The following is a 13,192-nucleotide window of genomic DNA, read 5'->3' on the forward strand; positions in this document are numbered from 1 at the left end:
ATGCGTTGTGTTTTACTGTGTCCGCTTGTATACATTCAAATACGGCCGTGTTCAATACCACAGGGGGACGAGTTCATGGTCACTCACGGCGACTCCCGAAGCGGTCCGGCCAGTGCGGAGGGCGGCGTGCGGGAACGCGTCGACGTGCTGGTCGTCGGCGGCGGCAACGCGGGTTTCAGCGCGGCCCACGCGGCGGCCCGGCGCGGGCGGCGGGTGCTGCTGATCGAGAAGGGCCGCGCCGAGGAGTCCGGCGGCAACAGCTACTACACCGCCGGCGCCTTCCGCATCGCCCACGGCGGCCCGTCCGATCTCGACGGGCTGGTCGAGCACGACGAGCGGATGGCCCGCACGGAGCTGCCCGCCTACTCCCCAGCCGGCTTCCACGCCGACATGAAGCGCGTAACCGGAGGCCGCAACGACCCCGAGCTGACCGCCGCCCTGGTCGACGACGGCCGCGCCGCCCTGGACTGGCTGCGGGGCCTGGGCCTGCGGTTCCGGCTGATGTATGAGCGCCAGTCCTACACCGACGCCTCCGGGCGGCACGTGTTCTGGGGCAACCTGGCGGTGGGCAGCGTCGGCGGCGGTAAGGGGCTCATCGAGCAGCACGAGCAGGCCGCCCGCGCCGGCGGCGTCGAGGTCCGCTACGGATGCCGCGCCACCGGGCTGATGGTGGACGAGGGCCGGGTCTGCGGCGTGCGCTGGGTCGGCGCCGATGGACAGGCGGGCAGGATCGGGGCCGAATCCGTGGTGCTCGCCGCCGGCGGTTTCGAGGCCGACGCCGACCTGCGCCGGGAGCACCTGGGCCCGGGCTGGGAGCGGGCCTACGTGCGCGGCACCCCCCTCAACACCGGAGACATGCTGCGCGCCGCGCTGGAGGCCGGCGCCCGGCCCGGCGGCGACTGGTCGACCTGCCACAGCGTCGCCTGGGACACCGGCGCCCCGCCCGGCGGCGGCGACCGGGAGCGCACCAACACCCTGACGCGGCAGAGCTATCCGCTGGGCATCGTCGTCAACACCGAGGGGCGCCGCTTCCTCGACGAGGGGGCGGACTTCCGCAACTACACCTACGCCAAGTACGGCGCCGAGATCCTGCGCCAGCCCGGGGGGCGGGCCTTCCAGGTCTTCGACGCCGAACTGCGGCCGATGCTGCGCACCGAGGAGTACGACGCCCCCGGCACCACCGAGATCACCGCACCCACCCTGGAGGAGCTGGCGCGGCGCATGGGCGTGCCCGAAGACGCCTTCACCGCCACGGTGCGCGCCTTCAACTCCGCGATCGACCGCACCCGGCCGTTCGAGCCGGCGGTCAAGGACGGCCGGGCCGCCCGGGTCGATCCGCCCAAGAGCAACTGGGCCCACCCGCTGGAGACCCCTCCGTTCTACGCGTACCCGGTGGCCTGCGGGATCACCTTCACTTTCGGCGGACTGGCCGCCGACGACCGGGGGCGGGTGCTGGGCGCGGACGGAGCGCCGATGCCCGGGCTCTTCGTCTGCGGTGAGATGCTGGGAGGACTCTTCAGCGGCAACTACCCGGGCGGCACCGGGCTGACCTCCGGCACCGTGTTCGGCCGGCGCGCCGGCGCGATCGCCTAGCGGCCGGCGGCGGGGCGGGCGCGGCCCGGGGCGGCGGCACGTGTGCGGGACCGGGCAAGGGACGGCGGCAGGATGAACGCGACCGGCATCTACGACCAACTGCGGGCCGACATCCTCGCGGGCGCGATCCCCCTGGGCGCGCCGGTGCGCGAGGTGGCCGTGGCCGAGCGCTTCGGGGTCTCGCGCACGCCGGTGCGCGAGGCCCTGCGCCGCCTCCAGCACGACCGCCTCCTGGAGGCGGGGCCGCGCGGCGGGCTGTACGTGCGCACGCCCGGCCCCGAGGAGGTCATGCAGATCTACGAGGCCCGCATCCTGCTGGAGGCCGAGGCCGCCCGCCAGGCGGCCCACGCGCGCGGCGTCGCCGACCTGGCCCACCTGGAAGGGCTGCTGGCGCGGGACCGCGCCCTGGCCGACCCCGACGACGCCACCCGGGCGTCCACCAACCTGGAGTTCCACGAGGCGCTGTGGCAGGCGACGCACAACCCCGTGCACACCGACCTGCTGCACCGGCTGCCGATCCACCTGGTCAGCACCCAGCACTCCACGCTCTCGGCGCCGGGGCGCTGGGAGGAGGCGCTGGAGGAGCACGCCCGGATCGTGGCGGCCGTCGCCGACCGCGACGCCGACACCGCCGCCGCCGTCGCCCGCCGGCACATGCGCACCGCCCGCGACATCCGCATCCGCATCCTGCGCGAACAGGCCTCCACCCGCGCGCCGTGACGACGCGCGGGTGGAGGTCGCCGCGCTAGTCCCGCGGGGTGAGGCGCAGGAACGTGATGGAGTGCGCCGGGAAGGTGTGGGTGAACGCGGAGTCCACGCCGTCGAGGGTGGCGGTCTCGGGGCGGATCGGCCTCCGGGTGGCGGTGTTCCGCGCGTCCGGATCGCCCTGCAGGACCGTCAGCTCGGCGGTGGGCGCGACGCGGGCGCCGCCCAGGTCGATCGTGGTGCGGGCGGCCTCGGCCTGGGCGTTGACGACCTTGACGACGAGCTCGCCGGTGCGCTCGTCGCGCGTGACGACCTGGCGGAACGGCTCGGGCGTGGGCGCGGTGAAGGACCCCCACTGCCGACCGTCGAGGTAGAGGGCGACGTCGCGCCCGCGGACCTCGATGCGGATGTCGTAGGCGCGCCCGGACTCGACGGTGGTGTCGTCGGCGAGGATCAGGCTCTTGGCGCCGCCGGAGGCGTGCTCGACGGCGGACTGGGTGTTGTTCCAGCCGCCCAGGTTCCACCAGTAGTAGTCGCCGGTGCCCTGCACGCCGAAGCCGATGAGGAACCCCTCTGCGCCTTCGCGCTTGGTCGCGGTCACCTCCAGGTCGTAGTCAGTCCAGCCGGGGTCGCCGGCGGTGACCATGGTGTTCTCGCCGGAGGTCTGCGTCTGCACATACGCGCCGTCCTGGACGCTCCAGTCGCCGGCGTCGGCGATGTGGGTCCACTGGCCGGCGCCGGAGGAGAAGTCGTCGCTCAGCAGCGTCTCGCCGTCGGCGGAGGTGACCCGGACGTCGTCGAACTCGGCGCTGGTGTTCCAGGTGGACAGCCCCACCGCGCCGGTGATGGGCCCGCCGACCCCGGGTGTGCCGGTGGCGGTGCTGGGCACCACCCGGTCGCCGGCGTTGGCCGAGAACAGCTTCTGCACCTCGTAGTTGGCCGAGCCCCAGGCGGTGCTGTTGTCGAACCAGATGAGGTCGGGCGTCCACTGGGTGTCCCACTCGGCCGCCAGCAGGGGCGCGTAGGAGGCCATGCGGACCACGTCGGCGTTGCGCTCCAGGCCGGTCATGTAGGCGGCTTCGGCCAGGGCGTTGGAGAAGCGGTTGCCCTGCGAGGCGAACTCGCCGACGTAGACGTCGGGGCCCCCGCGGTCGTAGGAGTCGTAGCGGTGGTTGTTGGCCAGGAACCAGGCGGGCGAGTTGTAGTAGTGCTCGTCGACCAGCTCGACGTCGTGCTCGCGGTTGAGCTCCCAGGCGCGCTCGAAGACGGTGCCGCCGGAGGCGGGGCCGGAGTTGCCGATCACCGTGATACCGGGGTATTCGGCCTCGATGGCCTCGCGGAACTTCAGGAACCTCGCGAAGAACTCGTCGGGCAGGTTCTCCTCGTTGCCGACCTGCACGTGGGTCAGCCCGAACGGCTCGGGGTGGCCCATCTCGGCGCGCACGGCGCCCCACTCGGAATCGGCCGGGCCGTTGGCGAACTCGATCAGGTCGAGGGTGTCCTGGATGTGGCGCTGGAGCAGTTCGGGGTCGTCGGTGGCCCGGTTCTCGCCGCAGCCGGTGACCAGGGCGGGCACGACCGGCAGCGGCATGGCGCCCAGGTCCTCGGCGAACTGGAAGTACTCGAAGTAGCCCAGGCCGTAGGACTGGTTGTAGCCCCAGAAGTTGTGGTTGGTGGCGCGCTCCTCGACCGGACCGATCGTGTCCTTCCACTGGTAGGAGCGCTCCCGCGGCCAGTCGGGGGCCTCGTAGGCCTCGTGGCCGCCGGTGTTGACCAGGCAGCCGCCGGGGAAGCGCACGAAGCCGGGGTCGAGCGCGGCGATCCGCTGCGCGATGTCCTTGCGCAGACCGTTCTCACGGCCCTTGAAGGTCTCCCGGGGAAACAGCGAGACCATGTCCAGGCTCAGCGTCCCGCCGCCGCGCGAGGTGACGGCCAGTCGGCCGGTGGTGCTGGAGGCGGTGGCGGTCAGCGTGCCGGTGTACTCCGCCCAGCCGCGGCGGTCGGCCTCCAGCGCCAGCGGCTCGGCGAGGGCGGCTCCTTCGGCATCGCGCAGCCGGACGGTCAGAGGGGCGGTACCGCTGCCGGGGGACTTCGCCCACACCGAGAAGTCGTACTTCTGGCCTTCCTCGACCGTGATCCCGGTGGAGTAGCCGGTGTTGACGACGCCGTATTCGCCCCCGTCTGCGGGCAGGGTCAGCCTGAGGTAGTTGCGGTTGCGCTCGTTCAGCCGGCCGGCGTCGTTCACGACCTTGGCCTGGCCGGCGGCGCGGCCGTCGACGACCTCCTCCCAGGCGGTCATCGGGGTGTAGTTCTCGTTGTCGGCGGTGCTGTATTCGAAGGAGCGGTTCTGCACCAGTTCGGCATAGAGACCGCCGTCGGCCGCGTGGTTGATGTCCTCCAGGAAGATTCCATACATCCGGTCGCTGATCTGCGGCCCGTTCGCGGCGGGGTCGATTTCGATGCGGTAGTCGGTCGCGGCCGATGCGGGAGCCGCCGCGGGCACGACGCACAGGACTCCGGCCAGCAGTGCGCAGGCGGCGGCCGCCGGCCTCTTTCGATTGGCTCGCAATTCTCCTCCGATGCGGGGGATATGCCGCAGGCTCGCCGGGAGCGGGCGGGCGCGCGGCGTCGGGGCGTACCGCGCTTTCACGCGGCGTATTCGTCGCTGCGCAGCACGGCGAATCGGAAATGGGCGGGAAAGCGGCGGGACACCTGAACGGGCTAGGGATACGGGTTGCAGGGAAGAACGGAAAGGAATCGCACCGGAACGGGGCGGCCTTGTCAGTCATCCCTCCCCGAGCGGCACTCTGCGATTGTTAGCGCTAACATTCGGATATGCGGTGAAGCGGCCCCTTCGATCGGAATTGTTCTCGATATTGCCCCGCGGCCCCGGGGGTGTCAAGGGGTGTTGTGCCGGTGACAGAACGGCGCCGGTCCGCCCGCACGCGGGTGAACCGGCGCCGCCCCTGACGGGAGCGTGTCAGCGCCGGACGAGTTCGACGCGGAGGATCCGGTCGTCCCCCGGGCGGGGCTCGGTGCCGCCCCAGGTGGCGCCGTCGGTGTTGGACGTGGTGATCCACAGCGAGCCGTCCGGGGCGCGCTCGACGGTGCGGATGCGGCCGTACTCGCCGACGAAGTGCTCGATCGGCTCGCCGGCGGCCGCGGGGCCGTCCACGGGAAGCTGCCAGAGCCGCTGCCCGCCCAGCGCCCCCATCCAGACCGACCCCTCGGCGAAGGCGATGCCCGAAGGCGACGCGTCGTCGGGGTGGACGGTGAAGATCGGGGGCTCGCCGGTGGAGCCCTCCGTACCCTCGCTCTCGGGCCAGCCGTAGTCGCGCCCGGGGCGCAGCACGTTCAGCTCGTCCCAGGTGCGGTGCCCCAGTTCGGAGGCGTAGGCGGTGCCGTCGGGCCCGAAGGCGATCCCCTGCACGTTGCGGTGGCCCGAGGAGTAGACGGGCGAGTCGCCGGGGTTGTCCTGCGGAATCGAGCCGTCGGGCCGCACCCGCAGGATCTTGCCGTTGAGGGACTCGTCGTCGGCGGCGTTCTCGGGCAGGAACGCGTCGCCGGTGCCGATCCACAGGTTGCCGTCGGGACCGAAGCGCAGCCGGCCGCCGTGGTGCCGGTCGGCGGTCTCGATCCCCTCCAGCACGACGCGCTCCTGCCGGAGCGAGCGCAGGTCCTCGGCGATGCGCAGTGCGACGACGCGGTTGGTCGGCGCGGAGGAGACGTAGGCGTAGACGGTGCGGTCGTCGGCGAAGTCGGGCGATGCGGCCAGGCCGAGCAGTCCGCCCTCGGAGCTGGTCACCGCACCGGGCACTTCGCCGACCGGCGAGGCCGCGCCGCCGTCGGCCGGGACGTGGCGGATCCGCCCGTCGGCGCGGCCGGAGACCAGGGCCGAGCCGTCGGGCAGGAAGGTCAGCCCCCAGGGCATGTCCAGGCCGGTGACGAGTTCGGTCACCTCGCCGGGGGCCACGGAGGCCGCGGCCCCGCCGGGGGCCTGGGATCCGGTCACACCGAGCGGCTGCGGGGGCGAGGGGTTCGCGGTGCACGCGGTCAGTGCCGCGGCCGCAATGGCGGCGGCGAGTGCCGGGACGGTAGTGCGGCGCATGGTGGACCTCGATCCGGTCGGTTGCGGCAGCGAGTCGTGCGCAGCGGCCCTCGCCCCGACCGCGGGCGCAGGACCGGCGGCGGGACGGGCAGGCCGGCCGCGAAGCCCGCCGGGAGTGGTGTTCACATCGATAACAGAACCACGTTTTCAACGATGCCGCAAGACTGAGAACGGGATTTTGTTATCACTGATATGACCCGCGCGCCGAGCCGCCACCCGCCCGCCGGGGCCGCCGCAGGCGGCGGCCCCGGCCGCAGGCACGTCGGCCGAGTGGTCAGCCGACCGTGGTGGAGAAGGAGTGGGTCGCCAGCCCGGCGCCGCCCTGCCAGGGTTCGAATCCGGCCTGGATGCTGGTCAGGTACCACTGGGGCTCGACCGCGCCGCGGGCGACGGCCTCGTCGGTGAAGGCGGTGAGGTCCAGGCCGCTGACCGAGTCGGTGGGGCTGGTGCGGATGAAGCTGATGACGTTCCAGCCGACGTCGCCCTGCCAGATGTCCCAGGTGGCGCCGGCGATCGGCACGCCGCTCGCCACGCGCTGCCCGATGGGCTGGACGTCGCCGCGGTACTTCAACCAGATCATCAGCTCCGCGGCGTTCTGCGCGGGCTGGTTGGGATCGGGGTCGTACCAGAGGTCGTAGGCGACGTTGTAGACGCCGCTGTCCGGGGAGCTGGTGCTCCAGCTGGTGCGGACCCGGTTCATGTCGCTGACCCGCAGCGGCAGGCCGCTGCCGGAGGTGCAGTTCCGGTAGTGGCAGCCGGCGTAGATCGAGGGGTAGCCGGCCGGCGCGCCGTCGGTGGCCTTGGCGTGCTCGGCGGTGGTCACCCGGAAGGAGGTGCCCTCCACCTCGATGCACTGGCGGGTGTCGGCACCCCACACGTTGTTCTGCACGATGTAGCGCCCGCCCTGGACGCGGGCGGAGTCGTACTTGCCGCAGAGGGTCTGCTGCGCGGCGGCCGGCTGGGCGCCGCCCGCCAGCAGGGCCGCGGCCGAGACCGCCGCCAGTGCCGCGGAGCCGAGCCGCCGCGCCGTGGTGCTTCGCGTGTGCTTCGGATCCTTCATGGGGCCGGGTTCCTTCCTGGAGTCGGCGGAGCAACCAGGCATGGAAGCGCTCCCATACACCAGGCGCCGCCACCGCCTCCGATCGCGTTGCCGTGTGAGCGGCCTCCGGCTGCGGGCGCATCCCGCCGACTCGACCGCGCGCCGCGCAGCGGCGGGTCGCTCCGGCGGCGGGCACCCTGCCGGCCGCCCGCCGCCAGCGTGGCCCGGCATGTACGCCGCGTCAATACCCGTTCACGAAAAGCCATGCCACGGGCCGTGCCGACCCGCCGGTGGGCTCACTCCTCCGGCTCGATGACCACCGTTCCGGCTCCGCCGTCGATCGTGATCAGGTCTCCGGTGGAGATCTTCTCGGTGGCGCCGGGCAGGGCGATGACCGCGGGGATGCCGTACTCGCGGGCCACCGTGGGGCCGTGGGCCACCACCGACCCGGTCTCGGTGACCAGTCCGCCGGCCGTCATGAACAGCGGGGTCCAGCCCGGATCGGTGGTCGGGGCCACCAGGATCTCGCCGGGTTCGACCCGTGCGCCGGCGGGGTCGCGGACGACGCGCGCACGGCCGGTGGCCCGGCCCGCCGCCGCGGGGGCGCCGGTGAGCGTCCCCGCCGACGCCGGAAGCGGCGGGGCCAGCGCCTCGACGTCGGTGCCGTCCGACAGCAGCGCGGCCGGTACGTGGCGGCGGCGCAGCTCCCGGACGTGGACGGCTTTGCGCTCGGCGACGAGGGCGCGCTGGTCGACGCCGCGGTCGGCGGCGGCGCGAGCCTCGTCGAGGTCCAGGAACACGATGTCCGCGGCCTCCTCCAGCCGCCCGCGGTCGGCGAGCTGCGCACCGGCCAGCAGCAGCTGCCTGCGCATCTCGGCATAGGGGATCAGCCAGGCGAACTTCGTCAGCTCCCGCATGCCGACCAGCTCCCGCGTGCGGCGCATCAGGAACGCGGCCGCGCGCCCGCGCAGGGGCCGGGCGCGGACGGCGCGCCGCGACAGGTCGGCGACGGCGGCCTCGGCCCTGGCCGCGGCCCGCGCGAAGCGCCGCGGCGGGGCCTGGCCGGGGTCGTCCAGGCGCAGGTAGTTGGCGATCGTCGCGAACAGGGGCGCGGGGTCCTCCGCCCAGCGCGGCACGCCGATGTCGACCTCCCCGCCGGCGCGGTGGCCGTAGCGGCGCAGGAAGCCGTCCAGGCCGATGTCGGGCAGCGTCCCCGCGTGGTAGCGCGCCGCCAGCTCCTGCGGATCGGTTCCGGTCAGCAGGTCGCGGTGCTCGGCGGCGCCCTCGGCCAGCCGCCACAGCTCCAGGTCCATCTCGGTGGTGACGTTGTGCGGCGCACCGGCCGCCACGGCGGCCGCCTCCTCGTCGGTGGCGATGCCCCGCAGCAGTGCGGGGAGCACCTGGGGCAGGATCACGCCGGCCATCGTGGGCATGGCCACCCGGAAGATCGCGGTCCCGTAGATCTGCGAGAACGCGTCCTCGGCGACGTAGCGCAGCCGTTCGGAGGCGTCGGCCGAGGCGCCGGGGCCCCGGTGCCGGCGGAGCTCGGCGATGGCGACCCGCGCCCGGATACGCGCGGCTTCGGGCCGGGCGAGGACGTCGGCGAAGGCGAGCACGGTCGGCGGCCCGTACCGCAGTGCCAGCCGCAGCAGCGGCGTCAGCGGGAACGGGGCCGCGGCGTTGTCGGCGCGGAAGCGGGGGTCCTGCTGCACGCGCCGCACGGCGGCCTGCACGCGCGGGCCGTAGACCTCCATGCTGTCGGCCAGGCCGGGGCCGATCCGCCGGTTGCACACCAGGCCGGTGACGTCCACGAAGAGCCGGCCGCCGATGGCGGCCATGTCGAAGAGGTCGCGGACGCCGCCGTCCAGGCGCGCGACGGCGAACATCCGGTCGGCGGCCCGCTGGAGGAGGGACATGCCGATGGGGGTGAAGGGCCGGACCATGCCCTGGATGTTGCCGATCTCCAGGTAGAGGCGAGGGTGGGGGCGCCCGGTGTCGGGCGGGAGCGGGAAGAGCGCGGTGATGGGGCGCGACTGCAGCAGCCAGAGCACGCCGTCGCGGTCGTAGGCCCATTCGACGTCCTGGGGTGCGCCGAAGCCGTTCTGCAGCCGCTCGCCCGCCGCGTGCAGCTCCGCCAGTTGCGCCCGGGACAGGCAGCCGCCGTCGGGGCCTTCGGGGGTGCGGTCGTCGGCGATGACGTAGTGGTCGGGCGTGATGCTGCCGTCCACGACGGCGGTGCCCAGGCCGGGCGCGGCGTCGACGACCGTGCGGGAGCGGCTGCCGGTGGCCGGGTCGGCGGTGAAGAGCACGCCGGCCGTCTCGGCGTCGACCATGCGCTGCACGACCACGGCCATGCGCGCCTCGGCGCCGGCCGGCAGGTTGGTCTCGCGGTAGGCGCGGGCGCGGTCGGTGTCCAGCGACTCCCAGCAGCGGCGGACCGCGTCGAGCAGGTCGCGTTCGCCCTCGACCCCGAGGTAGGTCTCCTGCTGCCCGGCGAAGCTCGCCTCGGGCAGGTCTTCGGCGGTGGCGCTGGAGCGCACGGCGACCGGTCCGCCGCCGAGGTCGCGGTAGGCCGCCAGCAGGGCGTCCTCGGGGATCTCGCCGGCCGCGTGGGCGTCGGTGGTCAGGCAAAACCCCGGGGGCACGCGCTCGCCGAGGGCGATCATGGCGGCGAGCCCGGCGGCCTTTCCGCCGACGGCGCCGTGCATGCCCTCCGCGATCCCGTCCAGCGCGACCACGTCCATTGCGCACTCCCTTCCACAGCGTCGCGGGCCCGCTTCGACCGCCGGGACTCCGAGGACTCCGACCGCCGGCGCCCCTGGGGCCATGCTCCCGCCGCGGGGCGCGGCGGACCAGGGCCGTACGGGCTCCGGCGCGTCAGAGGTGCGTTAAGGGGGCGCTGTAGCGGTCAGGCCGCCTTCACGCGGCCGCTCTTGCGCAGCCGCAGGACGACGCCGAGCGCGGTGACGCCGAGCCCGGCGGCCACGATCGGCAGGCCCAGGTAGAAGGCGAAGGCGTAGGCGTCCTCGTCGGTGCTCTGCGTGGTGACCACGTGGCCGGGCTCCCCGGGTGCGTAGGCCACGGTGAGGGTGTCGCCTTCGTGGAAGGAGTCCGAGCCGAGTCCTTCGAGGTCGACGCGGCGGTGGTCGGCGCCCTCGGCGCGGTAGTCGACGTAGACGGTCACGTCCTCGCCGGTGCGGTCCCCGTCGTCGTCGTAGGTGATGTCGACGTCGCGCTCGACGACCGTGGCCTCGGCGCGCTCGGTGTGGTCGGTGTAGTCGGTGGTGCCCTGGACGAGCAGCATCACTCCGGCGACCGCCAGAAGGATCCCGGTCCCGAGCACCGACCGGCGCCCCTTCCCGCCCTTGCCCTTGCCTTTGCCGCCGAACCGCACCTTGCCGCTCACGCGAATCCCTTCGCCTTCCGTCGCCTCAGCAGTACCGCGCGATCGGACGCACCGCCTCAGGCACGGGTTCCGCCTGCGGCCGGTTCCGGGCACGGGATGCGGGGGGAGGGCGAAGACGCGGACGGCGGCGGCGCCGATCACCTTGTGCAGACCATCGGCGTGCGGCCCGGATCGGGCGAGGGAACCGCTTGGAAGCCGAACCTCTCGTAGAACGCACGCGGGAGGAACCCGTCGGCGGGCAGCTCCAGGACCGGAGTCCGCCCCCGGCGCCGGATGTAGGCCACCGACTCCCTGAGCAGGAACCTGCCGATGTTCTGCGCATAGGGGCCGGGTTTGACGAAGTGCCTCCCGATGGCCAGCAGCTCGCCCGCGGATTTGCCGGTGTGTTCCAGGTAGGGCGCCGAAGAGTCCGCATCGGGGCTGTAGACCTGCAGGTGCCCGACCACGTTCTTCGTCGGTGCCGCGCTGACCGGCGCCATGTCGAAGACCCAGGACAGCTCCGCGTCGTAGGCGTCGAGCCAGCCCCTGAGGTCTTCCTCCGGCAGGGCTCCGGAGGGGTTCTCCAGGGCCTCCAGAACGGCGCACAGCCGGTCGATGTCCTGTTCCAGCCGCTCCCGGATCATCCTGCGAACCCTTCGACGAAACCCGCCGGCCTCGAAATCGCCCTCGCCCTCCGCGGCGCGCTTGGAGACGCTGAGCGCGGCCGGTCCGGTCGAGCTGGTCCCGCGGTGGCCGTCGCCAGGCAGCGCAGCGGGCCGCAATCGCATGGGCGCCGCCGCGTCAGCAGGGCGCGTCGGCGATCATGCGTCGGCGAGGTGCGTGACCGTGCCGGTGTGATGGGTCATGTGCGCGATCGGCCACTCGGGCGTCTGGGCGCCCGTGGCGTGCAGCGCGGTCCGCAGAATAGCGGACGCCTTCTCCAGCGCCCCGATCGGGTCGTCGGTGAAGACGATGATCTCCACATTCATCGGGGTTCTGCGGCGGATACCCCGGCCTTCAGGCCGGGGAGGAAGCCGCTGCCTCCTTTCGGGTGGTGTAGCCGTAGCCGTCGCTGCGTTGGAGCAGGCGGACGTGCTTGTGGTGGATTCCTTGGACGGTGCCGCGGGCGGTGGTGATGTTGAACCTGCCGTTGGACCGCACCGCGACCCGGCCGGTGTGGGTTCCGATGTTCTTGCCGGAGGGCACGGTCGCGGTGACGAGGTCGCCGGTGGCGAAGGCGAAGAACCGCTTGGTGCGGGGCATGAGCAGACGGGGGAACCCGTGCTTGTCGGGGCGGGTGCGGGCGTGGGTGCCGCGGCCGGTGCAGGCCGCCACCAGCACCGTGTTCACACCGGCGGTGACGGTGTCGACCTTGCCGGCGCACAGCGCGTCGAGGGTGTGGGTCTTGGGCAGGTGGTTGCGGGTGCGGTTGTACTTGGTGCGCCCGCCCGACCCCACGTGGACGGGCAGGCGGGCCTCCAGGGCGCGCCACAGCGCCCACCGCACCGAATGCACCGCCGCGGCGTCGCGCAGCGGAGCCTTGGCCCGGGCCAGGACGGCGGCGGCCCGCGCGGGCGCGAACTCGGCCACCGGCCGGTCGCCCTTGGCCCGGTTGCAGCCGATGCAGGCCAACACGAGGTTGGACACCCGGTCGGTGCCGCCCCGGGACTTGGGGTGGACGTGGTCGATGTTCAACGGAACCCCGGCGGCGCCGCAGTAGGCGCAGGCCCGGTCGAACTTGGCCAGCAGGTACTCGCGCACCTCGTATCCGTGCAGGGTGCCGCGCGGGTAGTCGGCGCCTTCCAGGGATTGGTCGGTGGACAGGGCGTGGGTGTCGAACGCGGCGCGTTCCACGTGCACCGCCTTCACGGGCGCCCACCGGGTCAGCCGGTCCACCCACGAGGCCGTGGTGGCGACCCGGTGGTGCAGCGACGGCGCCAGCCACCCGGCGGGGCGGGTGCGGTTGTCGAAGCGGGGGGCGCGGTAGCGCAGGTTGCGCGACCGGCGCCCCCGCCGGTAGGCCGACCGCTGCCCCATCCTCTTTTTGATCAGGGCGCCGCGGTGGTCGAGCCGGAGCGCGAACCGGCCGCGCCGCTCGCCCCCGCGGGCGGTGAACACGGCCACTCCGGTGTGCTTGGACCCGGGGTCGATACCGACGTCGACGCCGTCGACCTCGGAGTTCTCCACGGTGCGGTCTTTCAACCGGATGGTGAAGGGGGTGCGGCGGTGCACGACCGCCCGGCCCTTATCCAGGAGTTGGCGGGCGCGTGCCGGGTGGCACGGCTGCAACGGCACGCGGTTGGTGTCGAGCACGAAAACGTGCGGGGGCACCTCACGGTGCTGCTCCCCGACCTCGGAGGGC

General features: G+C 73.3%; 10 protein-coding genes. 2 read left to right on the forward strand and 8 right to left on the reverse strand.

The features are described 5' to 3' along the window. Positions 1 to 75 precede the first annotated feature (75 nt). Together tcuA and FZ103_RS24720 are read left to right on the forward strand one after the other, a co-directional pair. Positions 76 to 1,593: an FAD-dependent tricarballylate dehydrogenase TcuA gene (gene tcuA, locus FZ103_RS24715; RefSeq protein ID WP_156004627.1), complete on the forward strand. Its 1,518-nt coding sequence runs from the start codon at positions 76 to 78 to the stop codon at positions 1,591 to 1,593. Positions 1,594 to 1,665: 72 nt separating this feature from the next. Continuing rightward, on the forward strand, positions 1,666 to 2,313 hold the full coding sequence (locus FZ103_RS24720; protein WP_156004629.1) for a GntR family transcriptional regulator: 648 nt from the start codon (positions 1,666 to 1,668) through the stop codon (positions 2,311 to 2,313). A 25-nt stretch (positions 2,314 to 2,338) separates the two neighbouring features. On the opposite strand, the gene FZ103_RS24725 is transcribed toward FZ103_RS24720, so the two are convergent. From FZ103_RS24725 to iscB, 8 genes are all read right to left on the reverse strand, one after another. Further along, a complete protein-coding gene (locus tag FZ103_RS24725) occupies positions 2,339 to 4,867 on the reverse strand; it encodes an alpha-L-arabinofuranosidase C-terminal domain-containing protein (RefSeq protein WP_156004631.1) in 2,529 nt (842 codons plus the stop codon). Between the two features lie 411 nt (positions 4,868 to 5,278). Next, positions 5,279 to 6,310, reverse strand: coding sequence for a PQQ-dependent sugar dehydrogenase (locus FZ103_RS24730; RefSeq protein WP_343233705.1), 1,032 nt, complete (start codon positions 6,308 to 6,310; stop codon positions 5,279 to 5,281). Between the two features lie 370 nt (positions 6,311 to 6,680). Next, entirely contained in the window at positions 6,681 to 7,466 is a 786-nt protein-coding gene (locus tag FZ103_RS24735; RefSeq protein ID WP_186356824.1) for a glycoside hydrolase, read from the reverse strand. Between the two features lie 275 nt (positions 7,467 to 7,741). Further along, entirely contained in the window at positions 7,742 to 10,189 is a 2,448-nt protein-coding gene (locus tag FZ103_RS24740) for a PEP/pyruvate-binding domain-containing protein (protein WP_156004637.1), read from the reverse strand. Positions 10,190 to 10,353: 164 nt separating this feature from the next. Then, positions 10,354 to 10,851 carry a DUF3592 domain-containing protein gene (locus FZ103_RS24745; RefSeq protein ID WP_156004638.1) on the reverse strand — a complete coding sequence of 166 codons (498 nt, stop codon included), beginning with the start codon at positions 10,849 to 10,851 and terminating at the stop codon, positions 10,354 to 10,356. 137 nt (positions 10,852 to 10,988) lie between these two features. Next, positions 10,989 to 11,474 carry a GNAT family N-acetyltransferase gene (locus FZ103_RS24750; protein ID WP_156004640.1) on the reverse strand — a complete coding sequence of 162 codons (486 nt, stop codon included), beginning with the start codon at positions 11,472 to 11,474 and terminating at the stop codon, positions 10,989 to 10,991. 177 nt (positions 11,475 to 11,651) lie between these two features. Then, positions 11,652 to 11,819, reverse strand: coding sequence for a hypothetical protein (locus FZ103_RS24755; protein ID WP_156004641.1), 168 nt, complete (start codon positions 11,817 to 11,819; stop codon positions 11,652 to 11,654). A gap of 28 nt (positions 11,820 to 11,847) precedes the next feature. Beyond that, positions 11,848 to 13,192 (reverse strand): RNA-guided endonuclease IscB (gene iscB / locus FZ103_RS24760; protein ID WP_255430295.1); only part of this gene is annotated, 1,345 nt, incomplete at its 5' end.

It is taken from the genome of Streptomonospora sp. PA3 (assembly GCF_009728995.1).
Classification (GTDB): domain Bacteria; phylum Actinomycetota; class Actinomycetes; order Streptosporangiales; family Streptosporangiaceae; genus Streptomonospora.